The organism is Arthrobacter sp. SX1312, from assembly GCF_002929295.1.
Taxonomy (GTDB): domain Bacteria; phylum Actinomycetota; class Actinomycetes; order Actinomycetales; family Micrococcaceae; genus Arthrobacter_D.
Genome location: NZ_PJIM01000003.1, coordinates 334,740 through 361,593, shown reverse-complemented (window position 1 = coordinate 361,593; position 26,854 = coordinate 334,740). Strand labels below are relative to the sequence as shown.

General features: G+C 71.9%; 28 protein-coding genes. 12 read left to right on the top strand and 16 right to left on the bottom strand.

Annotation, left to right across the window (positions count from 1 at the left end; genetic code table 11):
* Positions 1-50 precede the first annotated feature (50 nt).
* Entirely contained in the window at positions 51-1,520 is a 1,470-nt protein-coding gene (locus tag CXQ92_RS18725) for an HNH endonuclease signature motif containing protein (protein ID WP_258070015.1), read from the bottom strand.
* Positions 1,521-1,554: 34 nt separating this feature from the next.
* On the opposite strand from CXQ92_RS18725, the gene CXQ92_RS18720 reads away from it, so the two are divergent.
* From CXQ92_RS18720 to CXQ92_RS14830, 4 genes are all read left to right on the top strand, one after another.
* The gene (locus CXQ92_RS18720; RefSeq protein WP_258070021.1) at positions 1,555-1,722 is read left to right on the top strand and encodes a hypothetical protein; all 168 of its coding nucleotides are present in this window, start codon (positions 1,555-1,557) and stop codon (positions 1,720-1,722) included.
* 270 nt (positions 1,723-1,992) lie between these two features.
* Positions 1,993-2,526, top strand: a complete 534-nt coding sequence (locus CXQ92_RS14840) for a GAF domain-containing protein (RefSeq protein WP_104168523.1) — start codon at positions 1,993-1,995, stop codon at positions 2,524-2,526.
* A 138-nt stretch (positions 2,527-2,664) separates the two neighbouring features.
* The gene (locus tag CXQ92_RS14835; protein WP_104168522.1) at positions 2,665-3,684 is read left to right on the top strand and encodes an LLM class flavin-dependent oxidoreductase; all 1,020 of its coding nucleotides are present in this window, start codon (positions 2,665-2,667) and stop codon (positions 3,682-3,684) included.
* 105 nt (positions 3,685-3,789) lie between these two features.
* Positions 3,790-4,629: a GAF domain-containing protein gene (locus CXQ92_RS14830; protein WP_104168521.1), complete on the top strand. Its 840-nt coding sequence runs from the start codon at positions 3,790-3,792 to the stop codon at positions 4,627-4,629.
* A 26-nt stretch (positions 4,630-4,655) separates the two neighbouring features.
* Here CXQ92_RS14830 and CXQ92_RS14825 read toward each other — a convergent pair whose 3' ends face one another.
* Together CXQ92_RS14825 and CXQ92_RS14820 are read right to left on the bottom strand one after the other, a co-directional pair.
* A complete protein-coding gene (locus CXQ92_RS14825; RefSeq protein WP_104168520.1) occupies positions 4,656-5,543 on the bottom strand; it encodes a hypothetical protein in 888 nt (295 codons plus the stop codon).
* A 12-nt stretch (positions 5,544-5,555) separates the two neighbouring features.
* Positions 5,556-6,326, bottom strand: coding sequence for a DUF429 domain-containing protein (locus tag CXQ92_RS14820; RefSeq protein WP_104168519.1), 771 nt, complete (start codon positions 6,324-6,326; stop codon positions 5,556-5,558).
* Between the two features lie 114 nt (positions 6,327-6,440).
* On the opposite strand from CXQ92_RS14820, the gene CXQ92_RS14815 reads away from it, so the two are divergent.
* Together CXQ92_RS14815 and CXQ92_RS18250 are read left to right on the top strand one after the other, a co-directional pair.
* Complete coding sequence (locus tag CXQ92_RS14815; protein ID WP_104168518.1) at positions 6,441-7,214, top strand: hemerythrin domain-containing protein; 774 nt, start codon at positions 6,441-6,443, stop codon at positions 7,212-7,214.
* A complete protein-coding gene (locus CXQ92_RS18250; RefSeq protein WP_181033684.1) occupies positions 7,214-7,369 on the top strand; it encodes a hypothetical protein in 156 nt (51 codons plus the stop codon). Before CXQ92_RS14815 ends, CXQ92_RS18250 begins: the two co-directional genes overlap by 1 nt.
* Positions 7,370-7,379: 10 nt before the next feature.
* Here CXQ92_RS18250 and CXQ92_RS14810 read toward each other — a convergent pair whose 3' ends face one another.
* Both CXQ92_RS14810 and CXQ92_RS14805 read right to left on the bottom strand, forming a co-directional pair.
* Positions 7,380-7,607, bottom strand: coding sequence for a hypothetical protein (locus CXQ92_RS14810; protein WP_104168517.1), 228 nt, complete (start codon positions 7,605-7,607; stop codon positions 7,380-7,382).
* 104 nt (positions 7,608-7,711) lie between these two features.
* Positions 7,712-8,155 (bottom strand): hypothetical protein, encoded by a 444-nt coding sequence (locus tag CXQ92_RS14805; RefSeq protein ID WP_104168516.1) that lies wholly within the window; start codon positions 8,153-8,155, stop codon positions 7,712-7,714.
* Positions 8,156-8,227: 72 nt separating this feature from the next.
* Between CXQ92_RS14805 and CXQ92_RS14800 the strand changes: the two genes are divergently transcribed.
* Entirely contained in the window at positions 8,228-9,040 is an 813-nt protein-coding gene (locus CXQ92_RS14800; RefSeq protein WP_104168515.1) for an SDR family oxidoreductase, read from the top strand.
* Positions 9,041-9,044: 4 nt separating this feature from the next.
* On the opposite strand, the gene CXQ92_RS14795 is transcribed toward CXQ92_RS14800, so the two are convergent.
* The 3 genes from CXQ92_RS14795 to CXQ92_RS17890 form a co-directional block, all read right to left on the bottom strand.
* Positions 9,045-10,715 carry an amidohydrolase gene (locus tag CXQ92_RS14795; RefSeq protein ID WP_104168514.1) on the bottom strand — a complete coding sequence of 557 codons (1,671 nt, stop codon included), beginning with the start codon at positions 10,713-10,715 and terminating at the stop codon, positions 9,045-9,047.
* 31 nt (positions 10,716-10,746) lie between these two features.
* A complete protein-coding gene (locus tag CXQ92_RS14790) occupies positions 10,747-11,721 on the bottom strand; it encodes an aldo/keto reductase (RefSeq protein ID WP_104168513.1) in 975 nt (324 codons plus the stop codon).
* Positions 11,722-11,931: 210 nt separating this feature from the next.
* Positions 11,932-12,594, bottom strand: a complete 663-nt coding sequence (locus tag CXQ92_RS17890; protein WP_146067481.1) for a ScbR family autoregulator-binding transcription factor — start codon at positions 12,592-12,594, stop codon at positions 11,932-11,934.
* A gap of 45 nt (positions 12,595-12,639) precedes the next feature.
* On the opposite strand from CXQ92_RS17890, the gene CXQ92_RS14785 reads away from it, so the two are divergent.
* Both CXQ92_RS14785 and CXQ92_RS14780 read left to right on the top strand, forming a co-directional pair.
* Positions 12,640-13,920, top strand: coding sequence for an AI-2E family transporter (locus CXQ92_RS14785; protein WP_181033683.1), 1,281 nt, complete (start codon positions 12,640-12,642; stop codon positions 13,918-13,920).
* 7 nt (positions 13,921-13,927) lie between these two features.
* Positions 13,928-14,899, top strand: coding sequence for a D-2-hydroxyacid dehydrogenase (locus CXQ92_RS14780; RefSeq protein ID WP_104168511.1), 972 nt, complete (start codon positions 13,928-13,930; stop codon positions 14,897-14,899).
* A 6-nt stretch (positions 14,900-14,905) separates the two neighbouring features.
* On the opposite strand, the gene CXQ92_RS14775 is transcribed toward CXQ92_RS14780, so the two are convergent.
* Positions 14,906-15,322: a glyoxalase/bleomycin resistance/extradiol dioxygenase family protein gene (locus tag CXQ92_RS14775; protein ID WP_104168824.1), complete on the bottom strand. Its 417-nt coding sequence runs from the start codon at positions 15,320-15,322 to the stop codon at positions 14,906-14,908.
* Positions 15,323-15,431: 109 nt separating this feature from the next.
* On the opposite strand from CXQ92_RS14775, the gene CXQ92_RS14770 reads away from it, so the two are divergent.
* Positions 15,432-16,691, top strand: coding sequence for a glycosyltransferase 87 family protein (locus CXQ92_RS14770; protein WP_181033682.1), 1,260 nt, complete (start codon positions 15,432-15,434; stop codon positions 16,689-16,691).
* On the opposite strand, the gene CXQ92_RS14765 is transcribed toward CXQ92_RS14770, so the two are convergent.
* From CXQ92_RS14765 to CXQ92_RS14750, 4 genes are all read right to left on the bottom strand, one after another.
* Positions 16,678-17,523 carry an SDR family oxidoreductase gene (locus CXQ92_RS14765; protein ID WP_104168509.1) on the bottom strand — a complete coding sequence of 282 codons (846 nt, stop codon included), beginning with the start codon at positions 17,521-17,523 and terminating at the stop codon, positions 16,678-16,680. The two genes, CXQ92_RS14770 and CXQ92_RS14765, sit on opposite strands and share 14 nt — an antisense overlap.
* Before the next feature lie 9 nt (positions 17,524-17,532).
* Positions 17,533-19,347: a glutaminase A gene (gene glsA / locus CXQ92_RS14760; RefSeq protein ID WP_104168508.1), complete on the bottom strand. Its 1,815-nt coding sequence runs from the start codon at positions 19,345-19,347 to the stop codon at positions 17,533-17,535.
* 102 nt (positions 19,348-19,449) lie between these two features.
* Positions 19,450-19,917, bottom strand: a complete 468-nt coding sequence (locus CXQ92_RS14755; protein ID WP_104168507.1) for a hypothetical protein — start codon at positions 19,915-19,917, stop codon at positions 19,450-19,452.
* 67 nt (positions 19,918-19,984) lie between these two features.
* On the bottom strand, positions 19,985-21,469 hold the full coding sequence (locus tag CXQ92_RS14750) for an APC family permease (protein ID WP_104168506.1): 1,485 nt from the start codon (positions 21,467-21,469) through the stop codon (positions 19,985-19,987).
* 130 nt (positions 21,470-21,599) lie between these two features.
* Here CXQ92_RS14750 and CXQ92_RS14745 point away from each other — a divergent pair, with 130 nt between their 5' ends.
* Positions 21,600-22,271 carry a pentapeptide repeat-containing protein gene (locus tag CXQ92_RS14745; protein ID WP_258069971.1) on the top strand — a complete coding sequence of 224 codons (672 nt, stop codon included), beginning with the start codon at positions 21,600-21,602 and terminating at the stop codon, positions 22,269-22,271.
* 25 nt (positions 22,272-22,296) lie between these two features.
* Here the strand turns inward: CXQ92_RS14745 and CXQ92_RS14740 are convergent, their stop codons facing one another.
* From CXQ92_RS14740 to CXQ92_RS14730, 3 genes are read right to left on the bottom strand one after another with little or no spacing between them, the layout of a single operon-like run.
* The gene (locus tag CXQ92_RS14740; protein WP_104168505.1) at positions 22,297-23,160 is read right to left on the bottom strand and encodes an NmrA family NAD(P)-binding protein; all 864 of its coding nucleotides are present in this window, start codon (positions 23,158-23,160) and stop codon (positions 22,297-22,299) included.
* Between the two features lie 14 nt (positions 23,161-23,174).
* Entirely contained in the window at positions 23,175-24,170 is a 996-nt protein-coding gene (locus CXQ92_RS14735; RefSeq protein WP_181033681.1) for a CPBP family intramembrane glutamic endopeptidase, read from the bottom strand.
* Between the two features lie 4 nt (positions 24,171-24,174).
* Positions 24,175-24,897: a YoaK family protein gene (locus CXQ92_RS14730; RefSeq protein WP_258069970.1), complete on the bottom strand. Its 723-nt coding sequence runs from the start codon at positions 24,895-24,897 to the stop codon at positions 24,175-24,177.
* 131 nt (positions 24,898-25,028) lie between these two features.
* On the opposite strand from CXQ92_RS14730, the gene CXQ92_RS14725 reads away from it, so the two are divergent.
* Positions 25,029-26,837 carry a gamma-glutamyltransferase family protein gene (locus tag CXQ92_RS14725; protein WP_104168503.1) on the top strand — a complete coding sequence of 603 codons (1,809 nt, stop codon included), beginning with the start codon at positions 25,029-25,031 and terminating at the stop codon, positions 26,835-26,837.
* Positions 26,838-26,854: the final 17 nt, after the last annotated feature.

Below are 26,854 nucleotides of genomic sequence, written 5' to 3'. Positions count from 1 at the left end.
GAGGCACAGGGCCAGAGGTCCCTCCGGCGTAGGAAGTAGCCCGTCCACGGCTACGCGGCGGCCGGGTGGAGGACGAGGTCGATCACCGAGTGCACAGGCCGTGGCGTCCTCCGCGGCGGGGACGTTCCGGGGAGGGGCGGTGCGGTGGAGGCATACGTGTGGCCGGTGGGGGTGCGCCGTTCGATCGCGTGCCGTGGTCCGGGCAGCGGTTGTGACGACCAGCCGAGCGCTTCCTTGATGTAGTTGCAGCTTTCGCACAATCCCTGCCCACCATCGGCGCTCGTGGTGCCGGTGAGGCGCCACGGGACGATGTGATCGGCATGCCGGATCGGCGCGTCGCAGTACGGCGTACGGCAGGTCGCGTCCCTTGCGGCGATCAGGCGACGCAGTCCCGGCGGGAAGACCCGGGCCCGGGAGTCCATCGCCACCAGTCGGCCGGTGTCCGGGGCGGTGTAGAGCCGCCCCAACCAGACCCGGGTGGCGGAATCATCGGCTTCGCCGCCACCATCACCGCCAGGGACAGGGACAGGGACAGGGACAGGGACGATGTTGCTGGTGCCACCGTTGATGCTGGACCTCCGGCGGCTCCTGCCGCTGGTCTTGTCATCGGCTTCGGCTTCGGCTTCGGCCACGGTGCCCGGAGTGTCCAACGGGCCCCAGACGCCCCCTGTGTCCCGGGTATCGGCGGTGGTCCCTCGTGAGGTGCCACAGCTGCCGGGGCCACCCCGGAGGAGGTCCCGGGCGTACTGCGCCGGGACGCACCCGTAGCCGGGCAGGTACGCCGGCTCGCTCTCTCCCCGAAGCAGGGTGCGGTCGGTCATGATCAGTTGCACGTCGACTCGTACCGATCCGGCAGGCGTGCCGGTCAGACGCTCGACGAAGGCGTCGGCCATCAGCTGCCCACGTCCGCGCCCGTGGCTCTCCCCAGCGCTGACCTGCGTCTCGGCATGGCGCGAGAGAGCAGAGTAGGCGCTGATGGCCTCGGCGGCGGGAAGCAGGGCGGTCAGATAGGCCATGGTGTCCGGGGCGGGCCGGCAGCTGACATAGCGCTCGCTGACGGCTTTTCGGGCCCTCGCCACAGCGGCCTCGGGCTCGAGACGCAGGGCGATCTTGCGCGTCCGGTTCTTCAGCCCCTGGGTGCCGACACCTTCGAGTGCGCCGGTATCGGCCGCCAGTTCCCTGTCCACGGCCTGACGGTTCTCGGCGCTCAGGCAGATGGTCTCGCGGACGATCACGGTGGCGCGCCACTCGTTGAGCTGACCGGATTCGAGGGCTGCGAGGGTGTGCGGCATATCGCTGAGCAGTGTCCGGGCCAACCCCAGTAACCGTGAGCCCTGGTGTGGAGATTCACGCCGTGCCAGAGCGACTTCGGCACCGACGCCCCGGCCGCGCTGGTCGGCCGGCATCCCGGCAGCTGCCTCGGCCCGTCGTCGAGCGGTATCCAGCGCCAGGGCTGCGCGGGCCTGGTCTGCAGCCAGCGCACTCTTCAGGTCCTCAAGCGCTCGCAGGTGGGAGACCAATGACTCCTCGTAGCCCTCGGGGACGGCATCAGGCGTGGCTGCGACGGGCGGCCTGCCGCAGGAGGTGCAGGTGACGGCGGAACCACCGTCTGCAGGAGCGACTGGCGATGAGCCAGCGGGCAGCGACGTCGAGGATCTGTTCGAGGATGCAAGGCTCATGATCCACCCGCGCACCACCGAAGTGCTCACGCTCGGCCTGTAGGGGTCGAGCGTGAATCCCTCGTCATGAACACTGTGGAACATGTGTTCTATTCTACTGCATCACAAATAGAACACAATAACGAATACGGCTTATCCGTGGTGTGATGCGGGTCTGTTCGGCGTCCCCGTCGTCCTCGGGGAAAGTTCGGCAAAGATTTCGCTTTGCACCACCCCTCCCGGCCGTCGCCTTGAGATTGCTCAGCCACTATGGACATATCCGTTGCTCAGGTGAACGGATGGTCGCCCTACCCCCACACGAGCGGACTCCTCCTTGCCGATCCTTTCCTCCCTTGCCGCTCCGGTTCCGCCGGACCTCCCGGCGCCGCTCACGGCCCGCGAAGCCGAACGTCAAAGACTGCGTTCCCTTCACCGTTCGAATCTCCTCGACTCCGGCGACGAGGAGCGCTTCGACCGGCTGACGCGTCACGCCCGGAGCCACTTCGCGGTCGCGACCGCGATCATCTCGCTCATCGCCGAGGACCGGCAGTACCTCAAGTCAGTGATGGGGTCCTTCCCCCGTACCCTCCCGAGAGAGGCCGCGTTCTGCAATGTGACCATCGCGGGCGAAGACACCCTGGTGGTGCCCGACCTGCTGGCGGACGAGCGCTTTCGGGCCAGCCCCATCGTCGTGGGCCCGCCGTTCATCCGTTTCTATGCCGGCGTGCCGTTGCGTGGGCCCGGCGGCTGGTTCGTGGGCAGCCTGTGCATCCTCGACACAGAGCCTCGACATCTGGGCCCCCGTGAGCTCCGGCAGCTCCGCAAACTCGCCGATCAGGCCGAGCTCGAGGTGAGCGGCTCGAGCTGATCTTCCGCCGGGGCCGGATGGGAGTGAGTGCCGCCCCTGTGTCCTGCCCGCCCGGTCGGCTGGCGGGGGAGTGGACCCTGGAGCCCACTGCGACCACCCCGCGGGAATGGGCAGGTCCTCCCGAGCGCTGCACCCGGCATGACAAAGATCGGGTTCCTGTCCTTCGGCCACCACCAGGATGTGCGGGGCTCACTCGTTCCCACGGCGCAGGAGGCCCTCGTCCAGGCCGTCGAGCTCGCGGTGGCGGCCGAGGAGCTCGGTGTGGACGGCGCCTACGTGCGCGTGCACCACTTCGCCCCGCAGTATTCGGCGCCCTTCCCGCTGCTCGCCGCGATGGCCGCCCGGACGAAGACCATCGAACTGGGGACCGGCGTGATCGACATGCGCTACGAGAACCCGCTGTACATGGCGGAGGAGGCTGCGGTCACGGACCTCGTCAGCAATCGACGCCTGCAGCTCGGCATCAGCCGCGGCTCACCCGAGACCGCACTCGACGGCTGGCGGACGTTCGGCTACGCCCCCACGGAAGGCTCGGACGACGCCCACATGGCGCGCGACAAGGCGTCGCTCTTCCGTCAGGCGATCGCGGGCTCGGGGATCGCCGCTCCCGATCCGCGGATGTCCGGCAGCACCGGCAGGCTCGCGATCGAGCCGCTCTCGCCGGGACTGTCCGAGCGCATCTGGTGGGGATCGGGCACCAGGGCGACGGCGCGATGGGCGGGGGAGCAGGGGATGAACCTCATGAGCTCGACCCTTCTCACCGAGGACACGGGCGTCCCGTTCGACGAACTGCAGGCGGAGCAGATCGGCATCTTCCGCAAGGCCTGGGCAGAAGCCGGGCACAGCCGGACGCCGAGGGTGTCGGTGAGTCGCAGCATCCTCCCGATCGTCAGCGAGACCGATGAGTACTACTTCGGCGTCCGTGCCCAGCGGGAATCGCGGGACCAGGTGGGAGTCCTCGACGGCGCCCGGTCCCGTTTCGGCCGCAGCTACATCGGGGCACCCGACGTCATCGCCGCAGAGCTTGCGGCCGATGCCGCTGTGCGGGCGGCCGACACGCTGCTGGTCACGATCCCGAACCAGCTCGGCGTGGACTTCAATGCGGCGCTCCTCGGAAACATCCTGCAGCTGGTGGCCCCGGACGCCGGATTGCGCTGACCGCGGGGCGGCGCTATCCCTCGGCCCGATCGTCCGCTACCGTAGAACCATAAGCATGCTGATCTTCTTGGGGGACAGCATGATCCAGTACCTCGAGGAGAAGCCGTGCACCAGGTCCAACTGGAGCTGATGCTCACCGCGTTGTCGGCGGGCGGCTTCTCCCTCGAGAAGGTATGGCTGCGCTACTGCGCGATGGGCGGACGGTCGACCGAGGCGCAGCTGGAGCGCTTCCTGCAGGCCGGACCGGGCAGGCCCGAGCCGAGCCCCTCGGACCCGGGCATGAGCGATCTCGACCGGGACATCCTCGCGCATACCCTCAACGAGATGTTCTGGGACCGGGACCTGCCCAGCCGCGTGCCCTACGTCCTGGACTCGATGGGCGGCGCCCGGACCGACGACGGCCCGCGTATGAGCGCCGCAGCGGCATGGTTGCTCACCGACGAGGAAGCCGAGGCCGAGCGCCTGCGATCCCTGACCGCGAGCGGCCTGCTGGCCTCCGGCCCGGCCCCGGCGCTCGATGCCCTCGTCGTCGAGGCCCGCGACGCGTTCGCTGTGGGCTCGGCCAGCGTCTCGCTGATCGGCGCGGACCACCGCTTCCTCAAGGCGGCAGCCGGGCCCCTGCGCCAGCTCCTGCCCAGGCGGGAGACCTTCTGCGACGAGGTCATCCGAACGTCCGCCCCCCTCGTGCTTCCCGACACGCTGGGCGACGACCGCTTCCGCCACCACCCGCTGGTGGTCAGGGAGCCCTCCCTGAGGTTCTATGCGGCGTATCCGCTGCGCGGCCCCGGCGGGTGGAGCATCGGGACCTTCTGCATCCTGGATCAGCGCCCCCACCGGTTCTCCGCCGGTGACCGCCGCATCCTCCACCGGTTCGTGAACCGTGCCCAGCGGGAAGTCAGGCAGTACCCGCACGACGGCGCCGCGCCACGCGTCGACGGCCTCTGATCCGACGACCGGCCCGGCCGGCATCGTCAGTCCTCCAGGAGCGTCCGGGCCGCTTCCTCCGCCGCTTCCGCTTCCTCCACCGCGCGTGCAGCGGCCTCCGTCTCGCGCACCAGTGCAGAGCGTTCCCCGTCGAGGTCGGCCAGCTCCCGGCGCAGGGCACCGAGCCGTTCCTCGAGGTCCTCGACCGAGGCTGTCAGTCCGTCCCGCCGCACGCCGATCCGCTCCGATGCCCTGGCTGCCGCCGCCAGCCGGTCCCGTGCGTCGGCGAGGGCCTCACGCGCTGCGGCGAGCCCTGCCTCGGCTTCCTTGCGCTGACGTGCGGAGGCCTTCCGGGGCTGGGCTGCGCCGCCGCGGTCCCCGCCGGTTCCCTCGGTTCCTGCCGCCGGACCGGACGCCGTCGCGGGTGGCGTGAAGGGGCCCGCGACGGCGCCGTCGAGATCCACAGGATCCCAACCGCTCGCCTCGAGGGGGCGTACGAGCCGTCCGGTCAGGACGGCTGCTGCCGCCGCGGGGTCGGCGAGGGCGGCGCGCAGGGTCTGCTCGACGCCGGGCAGTGCGGCGGGACCGACGTCGTGCCCCACCTCGGCGGCGGCGTCCAGCGCCTGACGTGCGACGGCGGAGAGGAGGCGCTGCCGCTGCTGGCCCAGCGCATGCAGCCGTGCACGATCGGGGCTCGCCTGCGCTTCCCTGAGGGACGCGGCGAGGTCCAGTACCTGCTCCACCTCGCCGCGACGACGGTCGACGAGCACGTTGACGAGCCACGCGGCCGACGACGGCTTGGGGAGTGAGCGGAGCGCAGCGGCGAGGTCCCTGTCGCCGTCCTTCGCGGCCTCCTTCGCGGCGGCGTTGCGCGCGGCCGTGAAGCGGTCGAGCGGCAGGACGTACAGGGCGCCGGCCCGTTCGGTCAGGTCCATGGCAACGGCCTCCTACTCCTGGTCGCTCCGCCGCGCACCCTCCGGTGCGAACTCCTCCAACCGTCCCACGGGCAGGGCTATCCAGCCCTCCCGGCGCGCCTGCTCCCGGCACTCGGGTGGCACCGGATGCGTCCGGCCGAGGGCGTGCGCCCGGGCGGCGAGGGCTGCGATCACGGCATCGAACGCGTCGTCCGAGGAGATCATGAGGTGCCGGTCGGCGCTCCGGAGGCCCAGCCACGGCGCCTGCGCGAGGAGCCGGGACAGCAGGGCCTCACGCACGCCGCCGTCGTTCTTGTACCCGCGCGTGTCGAAGCCCCAGCCCCGTAGCGTGGCCGCGGGATACACCTCGACGGCGGTCCCACCACCCGAGCGGTCCACGGGTGTGCCGAGGGCATCGCCGATCGCGTCCAGCAGCACGGCGCAGTGCATCGCCGTGAGGCCGAGCCGGTCCGTGGCGACACTCAGCGGCCATCGGCCCGTGATCTCCCGGGTCACGCGGTCCGTCGCGCGGTAGGACAGGCGACGCCGCCAGGCCAGGCCCTCCTCGGTGCCCCCGTCGACGCGCCGACCCGCGGCGTGGCGCGTGATGAAGGTGACGAAGTCGTCGGGCCACCCGAAGGCGCAGTCGATCCCGAGGCGGTCGACGTCGGGAGCCACCCGGGCGATCCCAGCATCCGTGACCCCGAGGTGCACGTCCACCGTGACCGTGGGCCGGGACCAGTCGATCACCGCCAGGGCAGTGCCCTTCGATTCTGCTGCGAGATCCACGCCGGCTGTGAGCACGCCCGATTATAGGCACCCGCGCCGACGCCCTCCAGCGATGATCGCTCCTGTCCCGTGCCGCGGTCTGCGGGTAGAGATGGAGGGACCACGACCGCGACAGGTACCAGGAGACCCGTGCATCCCTCGATCGCAGATCAGGCCACCGACCAGCTCGGCGGGCCGCTCAGCGTGCTCGTCCGGCAGAAGCGGGACCATGTGAAGCTCGCCGCGCTGATGGAGCGGCTGCGGGGCACCGACGGCGAGGTGCAGGCGCGGATCCTGCTGGAGATCTACCGCCTCGTGTTCCCGCACGCCTTCGCGGAGGAATCGGTGCTGTGGCCCGTGATGCGCCGCGTCCTGCCCGACGGCGACGCGCTCACCCTTCAGGTGGAGCAGGAACACCAGGAGGTCAACGGGCTCGTGAAGACGCTCGACGGGCTCCCGGCGGGCTCACCCGGGCGGGCCGGCGTCCTCGCACGGCTCACCGAGGTGCTCGACGAGGACGTCCGTGACGAGGAGGACGCCCTGTTCCCCCGGCTGCAGGAGCGGATCTCCCGCCGCGAACTCCAGGTCCTCGGCGTGCTGTGGGAGCTGGTCCGCCGGATCGCCCCGACCCGCGCGCACCCCGTGGTGGCGCGGCGTCCGCCCGGCAACGTCGTCGCGGCCCTGCCGCTCTCGGCCCTGGACCGCGGCCGCGACCTCGTGGACCGGGCGCTGCCCGGCGCCCCCGGGAGGATGGCGCCGGTGCTGCACCGGATCGGCTCGGTCCTGGAACGCACCTCGAACGCCGTCGAACGGCTGCCCGTCATGCGCTCGGGGGAGGACCCGTCCACCCGCACCAGCGCGGGACGGCACCCGGTCCCCTGGAGGAAGCCGCCAGTGAAGCCCGATGGAAAGGAGAGACCCTGATGGATGCACGATGCCCCAGCTGCGGTTCCGCGCTCGTCGAACTCGGTGAGGACCAGTGGCCCGCAGGCGGGCCGGTCCCGCCCGGTACGGTCGCCGTCTTCCAGTGCGAGCAGGACCACAGGATCACCGTGGGGAGCACCCAGGTGCAGGCCTAGTCCCGCCGCGTCAGGCGCGGGCGGCGTCGTCGATGATCCGGGTGAGTTCGTCCCGCAGAGCTGCGGCCTCGTCCAGGGTGAGCTCGAGCCGCTCGCCCTGCTCCACCCAGCCGACGCCGACCACCGGCCGGCCCTCGCCGTCCGCCGAGGAGGCCAGGCCGACCGCGAGGGCCCGGCCGCCCGTGTGCGTGACGTCTCCGACGATCAGCTCGCCGCCGTCATCCCCTGCAACCGCCATGGCTCCTCCGTCGTCGTCCGTTCATGGTGCTCCCATGCTAGGCACGGCCGGGACAGGGGTGTCCACCACTTCCTGCCGGGCAGGCCCGCTCCCGGGCGCGCGGACTATCCTGCGTCGGCCGGGCGGATCGCGAGGTTGGGGTGCAGCAGTCCGAAGCCGTCGTCCGTGAGGGCGTCGCGGTCGATGTCGTCCGGCAGCAGCACCACCGTGGCCCTGCTGTCGCGCATCACCGGACCGGCCGTCCCGCGCTCGAGCGGTGCGCATTCCAGGCCGACCCCGATGCCCTCCTCCGCGAGCAGGCAGACGGTGTCCTCGCTCGCACTGCCGGCGGTCGGCCGGGCCGCGAAGTACTCGATGCCGTCCTGTTCGGCGAGGAACCGCGTGGTGGCGAGGTCGATGCCGTCGAGATCCGTCTGGATGGTCAGGACGTCCTGCTCCGCCTGGTCCTGCTCCAGCACATCGAGCACGGGCCCGCCCGTGCACCCGGACAGGCCGAGGACCGCCCCCGCACCCGCAGCCAGGACGCGGGTCCTCGTGGTCGGACGCATGGATCTCCTCGGCGCGCGGGACGGTCGGTGGTGCCTCCAGCCTAGCGAAGCGGGCGCACCTAGGCTGGGGCCATGGACTCCACCTCCGCCCTGTCGGGGCGCACGTTCGTGGTCACCGGGGTGAGCCGGCGCAAGGGCATCGGCTACGCCGTCGCCTCCCGCCTCGCCGCGATGGGCGCCAGCCTGTTCCTGCACCACTTCGCACCGCACGACGACGAGCAGCCCTGGGGTGCCGACAGCATCGACGACGTCGTCGCGGGCATCCGTGGTCGGCTGCGGGACGGCGCGGACCTCGCGCACGCGGGGATCGACCTCGCCGAGCCCGACGGCGGTGAACGGCTCATCGCGGCGGCGACGGGTTCCCTCGGCCACCTGGACGGCCTCGTCTGCAACCACGCGAGGAGCGGGGGTGACGGGCGGCTCGGGGAGATCTCGTGGCAGGACCTGGACGCGCACTGGCAGGTCAACACGCGGTCCACCCTCCTGGCGACGAAGCACTTCGCCGACCAGCACGACGGACGGGAGGGCGGCCGCGTCATCTGGATGACCTCCGGCCAGGTGGCCGGCCCCATGCCCGGGGAGATCGCCTACGCGGCGTCGAAGGCCGCGCTCGCCGGGCTGACGGCGTCGGTCGCCGATGACCTCGTGGACCGGCGCATCCTGCTGAACACCGTCAACCCGGGACCGGTGAACACCGGGTACCTGGACGACGACACCGCGGACCGTCCGTCGGAGGTCCTGCGGGACGTCCTCGCCCACTGCCCGTCCGGGCGCTTCGGCGAGCCGGACGACCCGGCGCGGCTCATCGCGTGGCTGCTGAGCGACGACGGCCGCTGGATGGTGGGCCAGGTGCTCAGCACCGAGGGCGGGTTCCGCCGCTGGTGACCCGCTACCGTTCGAAGACCACACGCCCTCCCGCGATCGTCAGGTCCACGGCCACCGCGTGCAGGTCGGCGGCCTCGACGTCGAACGGATCGACGGCCAGGACCGCCAGGTCCGCGGGGAGGCCTGCGCGGACCATGCCCGACGTCGACCGGGTGACGCGGGCCGAGCCTGCCGTGTAGGCGGACAGGGCGGCCTCGAGGGTCAGGGCCTCCTCCGGCACCAGGGGCGGGATGCCCGGGTGGTCGGGGTGCGTCCGGTTGACCGCCACGTGGATCGCCTGCCACGGATCGGCGTCGGAGACGGACCAGTCGGAGCCCAGGGCGAGGGGCGCCCCGCCGGACACCATCGACGCGAACGGGTACTGCCACTGCGCCCGGTCCTCGCCGATCAGGGGCACCGTGAGGGACCGCATCTGCTCGTCGCTGCAGGCCCAGAGCGCCTGCGCGTTGACGGTCACCCCGAGGGATCCGAAGCGCGGGACGTCGTCGGGGTGCACCAGCTGCACGTGGGCCATGGTGTGCCGCGGCTGCCAGGAGCCGTCGGACGGCACCACCGCCCGGGCGTGCGCCACGGCGTCGAGGCCCGTCCGGACGGCGCGGTCGCCGATGGCGTGCAGGTGGAGGTCGAACCGCGCGGCCTGCAGCGCGGCGACGACGGCGTCGAGCACGTCCGGCGGCAGGTAGGTGGGGCCGCGGTCGGCGTCGGACGCGGAAGGACCGACACAGCCGCAGCCGGCGGGCTCGTAGGGGTCCAGGAGGGCCGCGGTCCGGTTCTCGGGCACGCCGTCGACCATGATCTTGGCGCTCGACGTCGGGAAGCCCGCCTCCGCGTTCACGCGTCGGCGCTCGCGGAAGTCCTTGACCAGATCCGGGACGTCCTCCACGGTGAGACCCCGGGGGACCCAGAGGGCGCCGGTCGCCCGGCCCGTCAGCCGCCCCGCGGCCGCGAGCGAGCGGTAGGCGGGGGCGGCGTCGGGGTAGCCGGCGTAGTCGCCGATGATCGCTTCCTGCCAGCCCGTCACGCCGAGGGCGTGGAGGTGGCGCTGGCCGTACAGGATGCCGGCCTCGACGGTCGCCTGGGTGATCGGCGGCAGCAGCCGGGCGACGAGGGACATGGCGCCCTCGTGCAGGATGCCGCTCGGCGATCCGTCGGCCCTGCGGCCGATCCACCCGTCCGGCGGGTCGGGGGTGCGCCCGTCGATGCCGGCCCGCCCGAGGGCCGCCGTGTTGACCCAGGCGCTGTGGTGGTCCCGGTTGATGAGGTAGACCGGCCGGTGCGGCACGACGGCGTCGAGCACGCGGGCGTCCGGGAACCCGCCGTCGTAGTCGCCCTTGTACCAGCCGGCCCCGGTGATCCAGCCCTGCCCGCCCGTCGCGTCGGCATGGGCGGCCACGGCACGCTGCACCCCGCCGGCCCCCCGGTGCTCCGCGAGGTTGCACGCGAGGGCTTCGATGCCGCCCATGAAGGTGTGCGCGTGGGCGTCCGTGAAGCCGGGCGTGAGGAGGCGTCCGCGCAGGTCGACGACGTCGGTGCGCGGGCCGGCCGCGGCCAGCGCCTCGGCGTCCGTCCCGACGACGGAGAGGGCCCCGCCCGTGACGGCGACCGCCGTCGCGGTGGGGTGGAGGGACAGGCCGTCGAAGACACGGCCGCTGTGGAGGACGAGGTCGGCGGGCATGCGGGTCAGCCGCCGCCGGGGAGGACCGGCATCAGAACCCGACGAGGGGGTGCGGCACGTAGTGCTCCTCCAGTGCGAGGACCTCCGCGTCCGTCAGGTCGAGGTCGAGGGAGGCGAGGGCGTCCTCGAGGTGCCGGGGCTTGCCGACCCCGACGATCGGCGCGGACACCACCGGATTGCGGGACACCCAGGCGAGGGCCACCTGGGCGCGGGGAACGCCGCGGGCCTCCGCCACCGTCCCGACGGCATCGGAGACGCGGCGGTCGGCGTCGAGGGTGCCGTAGAGCGTCCTGCCGAACTGGTCCGATTCCGAGCGCGCCGTCGTCTCGTCCCACGGGCGGGTGAGCTTCCCGCGCGCGAGCGGGCTCCACGGCAGGACGCCGATGCCCTGGTCCGCGCACAGTCCGTACATCTCGCGCTCCTCCTCGCGGTTGATCAGGTTGTAGTGGTCCTGCATGGTGACGAACCGGCTCCAGCCGTTGATGCGCTGCAGGTAGAGGGCCTTCGAGAACTGCCAGGCGTACATCGAGGACGCCCCGAGGTAGCGCACCTTGCCCGCCTTCACGACGTCGTGCAGCACCTCGAGGGTCTCCTCCAGGGGAGTCGCCGGGTCGAACCGGTGGATCTGGTAGAGGTCCACGTAGTCGGTCCCGAGGCGGCGCAGGCTGTTGTCCAGCTCCGCCAGGATCGCCTTGCGCGACAGCCCGGCGCCGTTGGGTCCCTCGTGCATGCGGCCGTGCACCTTCGTGGCGATCACGGTGTCCTCGCGGCGTGTGAAATCGGCGAGCGCGCGGCCCACGATCTCCTCGCTGGAGCCGTCCGAGTATACGTTGGCGGTGTCGAAGAAGTTGATGCCCGCCTCCACGGCGGCGCGGATCAGGGGGCGGCTCTGCTCTTCCGGCAGGGTCCAGGCATGGTTGCCGCGGTCGGGGGAGCCGTAGCTCATGCAGCCGAGGGCGAGCGGGGAGATGTCGAGGCCGGTCGAACCGAGTTTCACGTAGCGCATACGTCACCTTTGCTGGCGTGGGGGGGGGGGGTCCGGCCAGCCTAGTTCGGGCAGCCCGCGGTTGCGAAGCGCAGCCGCGGGCCGCCCGGGGCACGATCCCTCGGGACCGGGCAGGGTGCTTCCCCCACGGAGACCCTGCAGTGCCAGCAGCAACACTAGCGGCGATCGGCCCCGAAACAAACCGTTCGACCGGTTTATTCCATCGGTCCGTCACGGACCGTCACGAAACAGCGCGACGAGCTGCTGGACCCGCTCGTGCCGGTCCGGCCCGACGACGCCCGGCAACAGCATCCGCCACAGGTCGGCGAGCCGCTCGATCACGTCCGCCCGGCCCGTGAGGACGTTGGACACCATCTGCACGCCGGTGTAGGAACCGACGACCACCCGCGCGAAGGCATCGGCGTCCAGGTCCGGGCGCAGGTCGCCGTCCTGCTGGGCCGTCCGGGCCAGCTCGCCGAAACGCGACACCCAGTCGAGGTAGGGCCGGCGGACGTCGTGCCCGAAGGCCGACGCCTCGAATGTCAGGCGGATCCCGGCGCGCATGACGGAATGCTCGATCAGCTGGAGGGCGAATCCTCGGCAGATCAGCACCATCGTCTCCAGCGCCGACCGACTCAGGGCGTGGACGCGCGCTCCGTCCGCCGACGCGAGCGCGTGCTGCTCCTCGATCACCGCCACCGCGAGCGCGTCCTTCGACGCGAAGTGGAAATACAGGGCCCCCTTGGTGACCCCTGCCGCGGAGGCGACGGCGGCCAGGGAGGTGTTGCCGTACCCGTACTCCTCGAAGACGCCGGCCGCTGCGAGGATGATCGCCGAGCGGGTGGACCGTGCGCGCGCCTGCTGCCGGGCCGGGGGGAGTGTCGCTTGCCTCATGACGCAATTCTCCAGCACGGCCGGGTGGTAGGGCAGGATGGCTACGTGACACGCGAGTACCCCGAGAGCCAGAGCGGCCAGAGCGACACCCCCACTCCCTCCGCCACCGGACCATCCGGGGTCGGAGCCAGCGGGGGAGCCGAACCGCACGGGTCCACCGTGGCCCGTCGTTTCCGCCCCCGTGCGCTCGCGGACGGGTTGCGGGTCAGCGCGGTCTGGACCGCCCGGGCGCTGATCGTCCTCGCAGGCCTCGTGGTCCTCTGGTACGTCACCGGGGCGCTGTGGTCGATCGTGCTGCCCACCCTCTTCGCGCTGCTCCTCGCCTCGGTCCTCTGGCCCGTCAACCGGTTCCTGCGCAAGGGCCTGCCGAAGGTCCTGGCCGCCCTCCTGACGCTGCTCGGCTTCCTCGGGGTCGTCGTCGGCATCGGGGCGGCGACCATCCCCGCGATCGCGAGCGGCGTCACCGAACTCTCCAGCCTGGCCCGCGACAACGTCACCGATCTCGTGGACTTCGTCGGCAGGCCACCGCTGAACTTCGACGCGGCCAGCCTCGACGACGTCGTCGACACCGCCCTGACCCAGCTCCAGGCGAACGTCGGGAACGTGGTCACCGGGATCACGGCAGGGCTGAGCGAGCTGACGTCCCTGACCGTCGTCGTGCTGCTGGCTCTCGTCTTCACGTTCTTCTGCCTGAAGGACGGCGACCGCTTCATGCCGTGGGCGTCCCGCTGGACGAACTCCGCCGCCTTCGGCCACGCCTCGACGATCGCCAGCGGGACCTGGAAGACGCTGTCCTCCTACATCTTCGCCCAGGCCACCGTCGCGCTCGTCGATGCCCTCTTCATCGGGCTCGGCCTCGTGCTGCTGGACATCCCGCTCGCCATCCCGCTGGCCGTGCTCGTGTTCTTCTCCGCCTTCATCCCCGTGGTCGGGGCGATCGTGTCCGGCCTCGTGGCGACCCTCGTCGCCTTCCTCGCGTACGGCTGGGTGAGCGCCCTGGTGGTGCTCGGACTCGTGGTGCTGGTCCAGCAGCTCGAGAGCAACTTCATCCAGCCGCTGCTGGTGGGCCGCACGCTCGAGATCCACCCCGCCGTCGTCCTCGCCTCCGTGACCGTGGGCGGCACCCTGTTCGGGCTCATCGGTGCGTTCCTCGCGGTCCCGACGACGGCGGTCGCGATCGTGGTGCTCCGCTACCTCCGTGACCTGTCCACCGAGTACAAGCCGGAACGGGGTGCCGGGGCCGGGGACGGACCGCCGCAGGGCCCCGCGGTGACAACGACGGAAGCCGGGCCCCTCGGGCACAGCCCCGAGCAGCCCGGTGCGTAGCCGACCGGTGCCCAGCCGACCGGTGGTGGCCGTGCTCGAGGGGTCGCGGCCCGTGCGGGGGCTCGAGCGCGTCGCCGGGCTCGCCGAGGTGAGGGTGGCGCAGGCCGCCGACCTCGACCGCGCGCTCGACGGCGCCGAGGTGCTCTACCTGTGGGACTACTTCTCCGGGGCGCTGCCCGCTGCCTGGCATGCCGCCGGATCGCTGCGCTGGCTGCACGTCGCCGCGGCCGGCGTGGACAAGCTCCTGTTCCCCGGGCTCGTGGCCTCCGACGTCGTCGTCACGAACGCGCACGGCGTCTTCGACCAGCCGATGGCCGAGTACGTGCTCGGCGCCATGCTCCACTCCGCGAAGGGCTTCGGTCCGCTGCGCGATCAGCAGCGGGCCGGGCAGTGGGCGTGGCGCGAGGGCCGGAACATCGCCGGGACCCGTGCGCTCGTCGTGGGCACGGGCAGCATCGGCCGCCACACGGCACGGCTCCTCCGGGCGGTCGGGGTGCGCGTCGAGGGGGCGGGCCGCACCGCCGTCGGGCACGACGACGACTTCGGCCGTATCCATGCCTCCGCCGACCTGGCGGGTGTGGTGGGCGACGTCGACTGGCTCGTCCTCGTGGCGCCCTTGACGCCGGCCACCGAGAACCTCGTGAGCGCGGAGGTCATCGGGGCGCTTCCGGCGTCGGCGGTGGTGATCAACGTGGGCCGGGGCCGGCTCGTGGACGAGGAGGCGCTCGTCCGCTCCCTCGCGGGCGGGATGATCGCGGGCGCCGTGCTGGACACCGTCGCCGTCGAGCCGCTCCCGCCGGACCATCCGCTGTGGTCCCTGCCGACGGTCCTCGTCACGCCGCACATGGCCAGCAACGCCGATTCCTGGCTGGACGACCTCGCCGCGCAGTTCGAGCGGAACTTCCTGCTGTGGCTGGAGGGCCGGCCGCTGCCCGGCGTCGTCGACAAGGCGCTCGGCTACGTGCCCTCCAGGGGGTAGTCCCGGTCAGGGTCGCCGGCCTTCCGGGCGCGCCTCCGCAGGCGCCTGGATGACCAGCAGCATGGTGCCCTCCGGGTCGCGGACGTAGGCCACCGTCTCACCCCACGGCATGGGCGTCGGAGGCAGCGGCACCGGCGCCTCCGCCTCGCGCGCGGCGTCGACGACGGCCGCGAGGTCCTCCACGTAGAGGCAGACGTCGACCGCGTGGCCGGTGGCCGGCAGGGGCGTGGCGCCGTACAGGGCCGGCGACGTGCCGACCCCCAGGGCGAGCTGCCCGTCCCCGATGCGCAGCGTGACGTAGACCGGTTCACCCTCCTCGGGGAACCGGTAGATCCGGCGGGCCGCGAACACGCGTTCGTAGAACGCGCACGTGGAGGCCAGGTCGCTGCAGTTGATGATCGGGAACACCTCGCGCCGTGTCATCGCCCAAGGGTATGCCCCCGCGGTCCCGAGGGCGCCGGGTAGATTGGCGCGTGCCACGCGGTGGGTGAGACGATGGCCGCTGCCGCCACCCGCCGATCAGGAGCCATCCGTGCGCATCCGCCCGCCCCGTCCGGAGACCCGCAACAGCGCCCGCTCGGTCTGGCTGTTCTTCGCCCTCGTCCACGCCGGTTTCCTCGCGCGGCTGCTGCCCTTCATCCTCGGCGGGGGAGTGCTCAGCGACGTGCGTTTCTACCGGGAGTGGGCGTACCAGGCGCTGGGCGACGGCGTGTGGCAGGGCATCGACACGGCGTGGGTCTACCCGGCCGGCGCGCTCGCCCCGATGCTCGTGGCCGCGGTGTTCGGACCCCACCTGTACCAGTTCGCCTGGTTCGTGCTCTTCGCGGGCCTCAACGCCGTCGGTGTCGCCGCGCTGATCCGGCGGGGCACGCCGTCGTCGTTCACGGCCGCCTACTGGTGGCTCACCGCCACCGCGCTCCTCGGGCCGGTGGCCGTCGGCAGGATCGACGGGCTGACCGCGCCCCTGGTCATCACGGCGCTGCTGATCGTCGCCACGCGCCCGTTCGCCGCGTCACTCCTGCTCAGCGCCGCCACCTGGATGAAGGTGTGGCCGGCCGCCGTGGTGCTCGCCGCGCTCGTCGTCGTCCGTGAGGGCCGGCTCCGGATCCTCGCGGCGGGCGCCGCGCTCACCGCGGGCATCGCCGTCGTGGTGGCGGTGTTCGGCGACGTCCGCAACCTCACCGGCTTCCTGAGCGCGCAGGGCGCGCGCGGCATGCAGCTCGAGGCCCCGCTCAGCACGCCGGGAGTGTGGCAGGCGATCACGGGGACCTCCGGCGCCTACTTCTTCGAGGACGAGGTCATCAACACCATGGAGGTCCGGGGGGCCCTGAGCGGACTGGTGGGGGACCTGATGTCCCCGCTGCTCGCCCTCACGGTGCTCCTGGTCGCCGTGTTCCTCGCGATCGCCCTGCACCGCGGCGCCGAGCCGGGGGCGCTGCTCGCCACCGGATCGCTGGCCCTCGTCAGCACCCTGGTGGTGTTCAACAAGGTGGGCTCGCCGCAGTTCATGCTGTGGATCACGGCGACGATCGCCGCGGGCCTCGTGCTGGACCGGGCGGCGGAGTGGCGCTACCCGGCGATCGCGATGGTCGCGACGGCCGCACTGACCACGCTCGTCTACCCCGTGTTCTACGACGCCCTGCGCTACGACCTGAACCCCGCCGTCGCCGTCCTCCTGACGCTGCGGAACCTGCTCGTGGTGAGCATCTTCGTGTGGTCGCTCGTGCGGCTGGGGCGCCTCACGGCGCGGGCGCGTTCGGCGGCGGAGGCCGCCTCGCCTAGGGGTGCCTGACGCCCTGGCCGGCGAGCACCGCCCGGTAGCCCTCGCGGTAGGTCGGGTATTCGAAGGTGAAGCCGGTCGCGCGGAGCAGGCTGCTGTCCACGCGGCGGGCGCCGCCCCGGCCCGACGTCGGCTCACCCGCCGGCGGTTCCGGCAGGTCCAGCTCGGCGGCGAGGAACCTCAGCACCTCGCTGAGATCCACCGGCAGCTCGTCGCTGCCGAGGTAGATCGGCGCGGGGGACGCGACCCTGGTGACCAGGTGCACGATCGCGGCCGCGGCGTCGTCGCGGTGGATCCGGTTGGTCCACTGCGGCTCGGGGGGCAGCACCGCGCTCCCGCTCCGCACCTGGTCGATCAGGCGGGTGCGGCCGGGGCCGTAGATGCCCGAGAGCCGGAGGACCGTCCCGTTGGCCGAGCCCCCGAGGAGGACCTGCTCGGCCTCCCGGACCAGCCGGGCCGTGGGGGCCGTGCTCTCCGCCGGTGATTCCTCGGTGACGAGAGCGCCGTCGAAGTCCCCGTACACCGCCGTGGAGGAGACGAAGATGATCCGCCGGGGCGTGACGCCGTCGCGCCGGAGTGCGGCCAGGACGTTGCGGGTCGCGTCGACGTAGGCACTGCGGTAGGCGGCCTCGGTGCGGTCCCCGGCGGCGGTGGCGATGACCACCACGTCGGTGTCCGCCGGGACGGGCGGCAGGTCCCCCGTCAGGTCGGCGGCCACGCCCTCGATCGCGGCGGGGAGGCGTCCGGCCGATCGGCGCCAGCCGACCACGCGCTCGCCCCGGGCGGCCAGGCGCAGCCCCACCTCGGTCCCGAGATCCCCGCAGCCTGCAATCAGTACCGTCATCGCGCGCCCCTAGTCCCGGATCCGCACTGCGGTCTCGCGCAGGTACAGGTCCACGCGCGTGTAGGCGTCCCGGGTCAGCGCCTTCCAGAGCTCGACGGCGAGGTTCGGGTCCTCCTTCTCGATGGCCCGGATGGCCTGGGCCGTGAGTACCTTCACGTGCACGTCCTCCAGTGCCTTGACGGTGGTCTCCTGGCGGTCGTCGCTGCCGAGCGCCAGTTCGCCGAACGTCATGCCGGCGCTCAGGGTGGTCAGCTTGAGGCGCTCGCCGGAGGGGCCGGGCACCGAGGTGACGATCTTGCCGGAGAGGATGAAGTAGACGCCGCCGAAGGACTGCCCCACGCGCCGCACCACGTGGCCCTTCTCGTAAGTGCGGTCCTCCATCCGCAGGGTCAGGGCCTCGACGTCCTCGGCGGTGAGCGGGCTCAGGGCCGGGCACTGGGACACCTCCACCGTCGACGGGAGCAGGAGGTCCCCGCCGTACCGCGTGATGAGCTCGTTCTCGCACCACTCGACGGCGGCGGTGCGTGTGTCGAAGGTGGGGACGGGCCGGTCCACGTCCTTGAAGGTCTCCGCGAGGGTGCCCTCGCCGTCGATCAGCACGAGGTCGCACCCCATGGCCGTGAGGTTCTCCCGCACCTCGCCGAGCAGGCGCAGCGAGACGTCGGCGACCTCGTCGACGCGGCGCAGGTCGAGGATCACGAAGTCGACGTCGTCGTCGAGCCCGCTCAGTTCGCGCACCATGGACTCCGTGCCCGCGAAGAGCAGGTCGCCGTTGAGTTCGATCACCTGGGCCCGGTGCCCGTGCTCCCGGAGGACGTCCATCGCCTCGTCGGTCCGCCGGATGCCCGACGGCGCGGCCAGGATGTCGTAGGTGGCACGGATGGCGGACTTCCCGGCCCGTGCGGCACGGACGAAGTGCAGCTCCATGTCACGGGACAGGCGCTGGCTCGTGGCCATGCCGCGGACGCTGCTGCCGTGCTCGTCGAGGGGCGGCGAGTAGATGGCGAGGCCCACCTGGCCGGGCAGGACGGCGATGGTGCCGCCGGCCACGCCGCTCTTGGCGGGCATGCCCACCGTGCTGATCCAGGACCCGGCGTCGTCGTACATGCCGCACGTGGTCATGACGGACAGGACCCGCTCGACGGCGAGCAGGTCCATCACCTCCACGCCCGTGAGCGGATTGCGCCCCGAGTTCGCGAGCGTGGCCGCCATGACCGAGAGGTCCATGCAGTTGACCATCACCGAGCACTGCCGGAAGTAGTCCTCGATCACCGGCGTCGGATCCGACTCGATGATGTCGAAGGACCGCAGCAGGTAGGCGAGTGCGCGGTTGCGGTGGCCGTGCTCGACCTCCGAGCGGAAGATCTCCTCGTCGACGCCCAGCTGTCTGCCCGCGAACTGCGAGTAGGTGCTGAGGATCCGCTTGAAGCGCGTGTTGCCGCCCCGCGACCGGACGAGGGACGTGGCGGTGAGTGCGCCCGCGTTGATCATCGCGTTTGACGGGCGGCCGCTCCCGGGTGCGAGGGAGATCTCGTTGAACGTGTCCCCGGACGGCTCGACGTCGACCTTCGCGTCCACGGCCTCCATGCCGAGGTCGGCCAGCGCCAGCCCGTACGTGAAGGGCTTCGAGATGGACTGGATGGTGAACTCCTCGCGGGTGTCACCGATCTCGTACATGTAGCCGTCCACCGTCGTCAGGCAGATGCCGAAGTTGTCGGGGTCGACGTTCGCCATCGCGGGGATGGTGCTGTAGGGCTTGCCGTCCCTGAGATCGGAGATCTCCCGGTGAATGGTCTTCAGGTAGCTCTCGATCGGGGATTCCATGCTCTCCACACTACGGGGGCGGCGCCCTGCCCCTGATCGGCGAACGGTCGGCGACACATCACCAGTCGATCAGCAGTCGATCAGCAGTCGATCAGCCCCCGGTCAGCGTGCAGTCAGCGTGTGGCGGATCGAGAGGACGAAGAGCTGGACGACGGCCGTCGCCACACCGAGCATCAGCAGGATCGGTGCGGCCATGCTCACGTAGCTGAACCAGGGTGCGGTGTAGGGGCCCATCTGCCCGGCGGGGAACGCCTCGGCGTACTGCTGTGCGTGGATGATCGGTGCCGCGAGGAGGTAGGCACCGAGTGCCACGAGGACTCCGGCGACGCCCCAGATCCAGGGGTCGTACGGATTGCGCGGGGACGCCGCACGGGCCGCCGGGCCGTCCGGCTCCGGCGCCACCTCGCGGATCACGGAGGTCGCGGGGCCGTGCGGTTCGGCGATCGGCGGCAGGGCGGGAGCGCCGGGGGCCGGTGAGCCTCTCCTCGCTGCCGGAGCGGAGGCACCACCACGCTGGTAGATGCCCTCGTAGCGTGGATCGTGCACGGACTGCGAGCCGTCACCGGTCATCGGTTGCCCTCCCCCTGGATCGACGAATGACCCCAGTAAAGCACGCGTGCTGCCGCCGGCCGTGAGGTCAGCGGGCCTGTCCCGCGCGGTCGGCGAGCCGGTCGAGGAGCCGTTCCTCGGCGTCGTGCCCTGGTGCGATGCCACGGGGGATGCGCAGGAGGAAGACGGCGCCCAGGACCCACCACAGCCCGAAGAGGATCCACGGCGGCGGCGTGAGGGCCGCGGGCATGCCGGGCAGGTACAGGCTGAGCAGGGCGACGCAGAGGATGACGGCGATCCAGCCGATCACGGTGCCGCCGTTGCCCGCCCCGCCGATACGCAGCGGCCGCTCCATCCCCGGTTCGCGGCGGCGCAGGATCACGAAGACGAGCGACACCAGGATGTACGCGAGGACGATGCTGGGGGCACCGGAGTCGACGAGCCAGCCGAGCATCTGGGTGCCGAAGAACGGTGCCGCGAAGGACAGCGCGCCGATGAAGATCAGGGCGTTCACCGGAGTCCGGTAGCGCGGGTGCAGCACCCCGAACCAGCGGGGCAGCATGCCGGAGCGGGCCATGGAGTACATGAGGCGGGACGCCCCCAGGAGCAGCGAGTTCCAGGAGGTGAGGATGCCCGCGATGCCGCCGGCGATGAGCACGTTGGCCATGAGGTCCGAGCCGAACATGGCGCCCATCGCGTCGGCCGTCGCGATGTCCGTGGTGGCGAGCTCGCTCGCGGGCATGGCGGACGAGGTGGTCAGGATGGTCATCACGTACCAGATGGTCGCGAGGATCACGGCGACGACGACGAGGCGGCCGATCTGCCGGGCGGGGATGTCCACCTCCTCCGCGGACTGCGGGATGACGTCGAAGCCGACGAACAGGAACGGCACCACGACGAGGACGGCGAAGAACCCGGCCGAGCCTCCCGTGAAGAAGGGCTCCATGTTGGTCACCGATCCGCCGGTGACGCTGCCGAAGACCAGGATCAGTCCGATGACGAGGAGGAAGACCACCACGAAGGTCTGCGCGGCCCCCGCGATCTTCACGCCGCGGATGTTGATGAGGGTGACGACGACGGCGGCGATCGCGCCGACGAGAGCCCACGTCAGGTGCACCTGGTCACCGGCGACCGTCCAGAGGGGGATGCGGCTGAGGCCGGGGAAGATGTACTCGGCGGTCCGTGGAAGGGCCACCGCCTCGAAGGCGACGATCGTGACGTAGCCGCCGGTGATGGCCCAGGACCCCACGAAGGACCAGCGGGGGCCCATGCCGCGCAGGAGGAAGTTGTGCTCGCCGCCCGCCTTGGGCATGGCGGCGGTCAGCTCGGCGTAGGTGAGGCCGACGACGCCCATGATGACGCCGCCCGTCACCATCGCGAGGACCGCTCCGCCCGTGCCGGCCGACGCGATCCAGCCGCCGGTCAGCACCACCCAGCCGAAGCCGATCATCGCCCCGAACCCCAGGGCGAGGGCGTCCCAGTTGCCGAGGACCTTCAGGAGGGAGGCGTCCTCGGTCCCTGTCCCGGACGTGCTGTCCGGTGCTCTGTCAGGGGTGCTGTCGGGTGTCGGCATGTCGGCTCCATCCTCGGTCGGGTGACCCACTGTATGAGATGGCTGGTTTCGGGAGAAGTGTTGCGTCGGTGGTTGGATGGAGGCCCGGCCCGGCCGGGCCGGAGCGACGAGACGACGAACGGATCCAGCGATGCCACCGCGCCCCACGCGCAGCACCACGAATGCGCCCCGCCTGACCCTGCAGCCGCCGAGGGGCCTCGTCCGCGTCGACGCGCCGGACCTGCTCGACGGCGATCACCGGGAGGGTGAGCACTACGAGAGGCTGGTGCTCGACGGCGAGGACCTGGCCGGGATCACCCTGCAGGAGTGCATGCTCGAGGCGGTGTCCCTGAACGACGCGGAACTGCGCGGCGCCCGCGTCATCGGGTGCTCCTTCGAGGACCTCTTCGCCCCGGTCCTCCGGGCGCCGCGCAGCACCTGGCGCGAGACCTCGCTGCGTGGCACCCGGTGGGGATCGGCGGAGCTGTACGACAGCAGGCTCGACGGCGTCCACCTCGACGGCGGGAAGCTCGACTACGTGAACCTGCGCAGCGCCCGGCTGACGGACGTCCTCCTGAGCGGGTGCATCATCGGCGAGCTGGACCTCACCGGCGCCCTGGCCACGCGCCTGGCCCTGCGGGACTGCACCGTCGGTACCCTCACGCTCGACGGCGCCCGGCTGACGGACGTGGACCTCCGTACCAGCAGCTTCCGCGGCATCGACGGCCTCGACGGTCTGCGGGGCGCCACGATCGACGAGCACCAGCTGCTGGTGCTGGCCCCCTTCCTCGCTGAGGGCATGGGGTTGCGGGTCGAGGCCTGAGGCGGGGTGCTGCGCCGGGGGAGCGCTAGGCGCCGGGCCGCTCCCAGGCTGCCCGCTCGCGGTCGACGAAGGACCGGAAGGACAGCGGTTCCCGGCCCGTGACACGCCGCACGTCGTCCGTCAGGTGCTTCGCGACGCCGAGCCGGGCCGATGCGTGGATGACCGTGGTGGTGGCGGCCATGGCCGTCTCCATCCCGAGGTCCGTGCGGGCGTGCCGGAAGTATCCGAGGACGCCCGGGTCGCGGTAGGTCACGGATCGGCCGAGCACCTCGGAGATGGTCCGGGCCACCTCCGACCAGGTGAGCGCCTCCCTGCCCGTCGGGGACCAGGAGCGCCCGCGGTGGAGGCCGGGTTCCCGGAGTACCGCGGCGGCGACGGACGCGACGTCGACGGCATCCACGAACGCCGTCCGGCCTGCTCCTGCGGGGACGAGGATGCGGTCGTGGTCGCGGATGTCGGCCGCGAACACGGTGCTGAGGTTCTGGTCGAAGTACGACGGGCGCAGGAAGGTCCAGGCCATGCCCGAGGCCCGGAGCCACCGCTCCAGCCGGGCGTGGGGGAGGACCGGCACGCGGTCGGCGCCTTGGACGGAGAGCAGGACGACGTGCCGGACGCCGCGGCGGCGTGCCTCCACGAGGGACGGCACCATGTCCCGTGCGACGTTCGCCAGGTGCGGCGGCCGGACGAGGAACAGGGCGGTCACGCCGTCGAAGGCCGCCGGCCAGGTCTCCGGAACGCCGAAGTCGAAGGCGGCCCCGTCCGGGTCCGTCCCGCGCCGGCTCGCGGGGCGTACGGGGACTCCCATGGCACGCAGGGACGCCACGAGGGGGCGGCCCACGTTGCCGGTGGCCCCGGTGACGAGGACGGGGGATGACACATCGGCGAACATGGGTCCTCGAGCGGTCAGGCGTCGGCGGTCGGTGACCGGCGGTCGGCCGCCGGGGGGAGGGGCTGACCCGGGACCGGGGTCCTCGGCTCCAGTGCCGGCCACCGGGTGACGGTCCGCGTCCGGGCGACGCCGCGGCGGTCCGCCAGGCGGACGATGATGACGGCCGTGACGGCCATGGTCGCGGCGGACAGGACGAGTCCGCTCAACGACCCCTCGGTGGAGTTCACATCCACGAGGCCGAAGGCCCCGAGGACGAAGATGGTCATGTTGTTGACCGCGTGCACCGCGATCGCGGCCTCCAGCCCGCCCGTCCGCCAGGTGATCCAGCCCGCGAAGATCGCGAAGATCGCCACGTCGGCCTGTCCGAGCGGATCGTAGCCGTGGCCGAGGACGAAGAGCGGCACGGGGAGCAGGATCGCGAAGGCGGGGTGGCGGAGCCAGCTGCCGATGGCCTGCATCAGGAACCCGCGGAACACGTACTCCTCCGCGGCGGCCTGGAACGGGACGGCGAGGACGGACAGGGTCAGCAGGATCAGCAGGGTGGACGTCTCGGGCGGGAGGGGCGCCGGTTCCGCCTCCGCGGGGAAGAGCGCGCCGACCCCGAAGGAGACCGCGAGGTTGACGAGGAACACACCGACGGAGACGCCCGCGCAGACCGCGAGCCAGCGCCACCGGATCCGGCCTGCCACGGACGAGAGCAGGCCGATCGGCCGGGGGCCCATGATCAGGGCGGCCAGGGCGAGCGCGGGGATCATCAGGATCAGGGAGACGAGGGTGAACGCGAACATTACCGGGTTGCTGAGGTCCAGCACCGACAGCGCGTCGAAATAGGGCCCGACGCCGGTGGGTGTGAGGCTGGCGAGCGCGAGCCCCGCGACCAGGACCAGGAGGATGAGGACGACGTAGAACACGCCGCCGAGCAGGGCGGTGAGGAGCGGCCTCCACCAGCGGTGCTGCGGCCACGACCGTGCGAGCCGGTGGAATGCGAACTGCTCCTCGACCTGTTCCATGCTCCTACCGTAGTGCGGCTTCCCCGGCATTCTCCGTGTGCCCGGCCTTCACGTCCTGCCGGTGGCGGAGGTGCCCGAGGAGGGTGACCACGGCGGAGAGGAGCGCCGACACCGCGATGCCGAGCCAGAGGTCGACCCTCAGGGTCAGGGCGCCGACGACCGCGCCGGCCATGATCAGGGCGATCGCGGAGGCGCGGCGGGCCCAGAAGGGGCTCTTCCCCCCGGCGAGGCGGGAGTCCGAGGCGAGGCCCGTGATGGTGGAGGTCACGACGACGGTGGTGATCTCGGCGACCTTGAGGCGCTTGGCCGTCGCGGCCTGGACACCCATCACGGTGGCGAGCACCGACGTCGTGATGCTGCCCAGGACCTCCTCGGCGGTGACGTCGACCAGCGCGACGAACACCGCGAGCGCGGTCAGGCCCACGGTCACCGTGAGGAACGTGCTCGACGTGCGGCCGGACCACCCTTCGGGCCCTTTCCGCAGGACCCGGCCGGCGAGCGCGGCGCCCACCATGAAGAAGACGAGGGCGAGAGCCGGCCGCAGGATCGGCAGATCGGCGCCCCCCGCGAAGGCCATGCCGAGGAGCACCACGTTGCCGGTCATGTTGCCCGTGAAGACGCGATCGAGGCCCAGGTAGCCGACGGCATCGATCACTCCGGTGGAGAACGTCAGGATGAGCATGAGCCACAGGTGGAGGCGGTCCGTGACCACCCGGTTCTTCGTCACGATGATGTCCTTCAGTAACAACTTGGGGCGAATGTATACGAAGCTTATCCTTGGAGCGTCGATTGTATTCAATGCGGACGAGCCCGCGCCTACGGTCGCGCACCGTCGATTCCCCTGCCGAAAGTGATCCGATGACGTACACGCCCCCTCCCACCTTCACCACCCGTCCCACGCTGCAGGGCACGTTCGGGATGAGCGCGTCGACGCACTGGCTGGCCACCGCCTCCGCGCAGGCAGTCCTCGAGCGCGGCGGCAACGCCTTCGACGCCGCCGTGGCCGGGGCGTTCGTCCTGCACGTCGTCGAGCCCCACCTCAACGGGCCCGGCGGTGACATGACGGGCGTCTTCGCCACGGCGGAGGAGCCCGGACGGCCGGTCGTCCTCATGGGCCAGGGGCCTGCGCCGGCTGCGGCCACCCGCGAGCACTACCTCGCCGAGGGCCTGGAACTCGTCCCGGGCGCGGGCGCCCTCGCCGCCGCGGTACCCGCCGCCGTCGACGCCTGGCTGATCCTGCTCCGCGACCACGGCACGTGGGAACTCGAGGACGTCCTGGCCTTCGCCCTCGGGTACGCCCGTGACGGCCACCCGGTCCTCGGCCGCGTCGGGGCGACGATCGCCGCCGTGGCGGAGCTCTTCACCGAGCACTGGCCCACGTCCGCCGCACTGTGGATGCCCGAGGGCAGGCCGCCGCGGGAGGGCGAGGTGATCCGCAACGAGGCGTACGCCCGCGTGCTCGGATCCCTCATCGACGCCGGGACCGACGCCGCGACGAGGACCGGGCGTATCGACGCCGCGCGCCACGAGTGGCGTACCGGGCTCGTGGCGCAGGCCGCCGTCGAGTTCGGCCGGACACCGCACCGGCACTCCTCGGGCCTCGACCACGCCGGCGTCCTGACCCTCGAGGACTTCGCGGGCTTCGAGGCGGGCTACGAGGAGGCCACCACCCTCGAGTTCCGCGGCTACACCATCGCGAAGACCGGGCCGTGGGGCCAGGGCCCGGCCCTGCTGCAGACCCTCGCCATCCTCGACGGGTTCGACGACGAGCAGCTCGACCCGTCCACGGGAGCAGGCGCGCACACCATCCTCGAGGCGCAGAAGCTCGCCATCGCCGACCGCGAGGCCTACTACGGGGACGCCGAGGTCCCGATGGAGTACCTGCTGTCGGAGGAGTACGCCGCCGAACGGCGCGCGCTCATCGGCGACGAGGCGTCCCGCGAGTTCCGGCCCGGCACCGTTCCCGGCCGCACGCCCTTCACCCCGCCGCTGCGCACCGACTACACGCCTCCCGCCCTCGCCGGGGGCAGCGGATTCGCAGGGGTCGGTGAACCCACGGTGTCCCGCAGCGGGGAGACGCGCGGCGACACGTGCCACATCGACGTCGTCGACGCCGCCGGGAACATGGTCTCCGCCACGCCCAGCGGGGGATGGCTGCAGTCCTCGCCGACGATCCCCGAGCTCGGGTTCTGCCTCGGGTCGCGGCTCCAGATGACGTGGCTCGAGGAGGGCGGACCGTCCACGCTGGAGCCGGGCAGGCGGCCGCGCACCACGCTCACCCCGACGCTCATCCTCAAGGACGGCACGCCGGTCGTGGCCCTCGGATCGCCCGGCGGCGACCAGCAGGACCAGTGGCAGCTGCTCTACATCCTGCGCACCATCGTGGGCGGCTACACGCCGCAGCAGGCCATCGACGCACCGTCCCTCCACACCACGTCGATCCCGGGATCGTTCTGGCCGCGCACCTGGGAGCCGGGTGGGGCCGTGGTCGAGGACCGGCTGGGCGAGGAGCTCATCGCGGACCTCGAACGCCGCGGCCACGTCATCACGCGGGCAGGGGACTGGGCGCTCGGCCGGCTCTCCGCCGTCACCCGGGACCCGGGGACGGGCGTGCTGTCCGCCGCCGCCAACCCGCGAGGGGCGCAGGGCTATGCGGCCGGGCGCTGAGCTCCTGCCCGACCGCA

Excerpts from the sequence above, each read along its gene's own strand:
- CXQ92_RS14750 (WP_104168506.1), bottom strand. The coding sequence starts at position 21,469 with ATGCCGACACCCGACAGCACCCCTGACAGAGCACCGGACAGCACGTCC.
- CXQ92_RS14735 (WP_181033681.1), bottom strand. The coding sequence starts at position 24,170 with ATGGAACAGGTCGAGGAGCAGTTCGCATTCCACCGGCTCGCACGGTCG.
- CXQ92_RS14755 (WP_104168507.1), bottom strand. The coding sequence starts at position 19,917 with ATGACCGGTGACGGCTCGCAGTCCGTGCACGATCCACGCTACGAGGGC.
- CXQ92_RS14800 (WP_104168515.1), top strand. The coding sequence starts at position 8,228 with ATGGACTCCACCTCCGCCCTGTCGGGGCGCACGTTCGTGGTCACCGGG.
- glsA (WP_104168508.1), bottom strand. The coding sequence starts at position 19,347 with ATGGAATCCCCGATCGAGAGCTACCTGAAGACCATTCACCGGGAGATC.
- CXQ92_RS14765 (WP_104168509.1), bottom strand. The coding sequence starts at position 17,523 with ATGACGGTACTGATTGCAGGCTGCGGGGATCTCGGGACCGAGGTGGGG.
- CXQ92_RS14795 (WP_104168514.1), bottom strand. The coding sequence starts at position 10,715 with ATGCCCGCCGACCTCGTCCTCCACAGCGGCCGTGTCTTCGACGGCCTG.
- CXQ92_RS14740 (WP_104168505.1), bottom strand. The coding sequence starts at position 23,160 with ATGTTCGCCGATGTGTCATCCCCCGTCCTCGTCACCGGGGCCACCGGC.
- CXQ92_RS14745 (WP_258069971.1), top strand. The coding sequence starts at position 21,600 with ATGCCACCGCGCCCCACGCGCAGCACCACGAATGCGCCCCGCCTGACC.
- CXQ92_RS14805 (WP_104168516.1), bottom strand. The coding sequence starts at position 8,155 with ATGCGTCCGACCACGAGGACCCGCGTCCTGGCTGCGGGTGCGGGGGCG.
- CXQ92_RS14825 (WP_104168520.1), bottom strand. The coding sequence starts at position 5,543 with ATGGACCTGACCGAACGGGCCGGCGCCCTGTACGTCCTGCCGCTCGAC.
- CXQ92_RS14775 (WP_104168824.1), bottom strand. The coding sequence starts at position 15,322 with ATGACACGGCGCGAGGTGTTCCCGATCATCAACTGCAGCGACCTGGCC.
- CXQ92_RS14790 (WP_104168513.1), bottom strand. The coding sequence starts at position 11,721 with ATGCGCTACGTGAAACTCGGTTCGACCGGCCTCGACATCTCCCCGCTC.
- CXQ92_RS14725 (WP_104168503.1), top strand. The coding sequence starts at position 25,029 with ATGACGTACACGCCCCCTCCCACCTTCACCACCCGTCCCACGCTGCAG.
- CXQ92_RS17890 (WP_146067481.1), bottom strand. The coding sequence starts at position 12,594 with ATGAGGCAAGCGACACTCCCCCCGGCCCGGCAGCAGGCGCGCGCACGG.
- CXQ92_RS18250 (WP_181033684.1), top strand. The coding sequence starts at position 7,214 with ATGGATGCACGATGCCCCAGCTGCGGTTCCGCGCTCGTCGAACTCGGT.
- CXQ92_RS14810 (WP_104168517.1), bottom strand. The coding sequence starts at position 7,607 with ATGGCGGTTGCAGGGGATGACGGCGGCGAGCTGATCGTCGGAGACGTC.
- CXQ92_RS14835 (WP_104168522.1), top strand. The coding sequence starts at position 2,665 with ATGACAAAGATCGGGTTCCTGTCCTTCGGCCACCACCAGGATGTGCGG.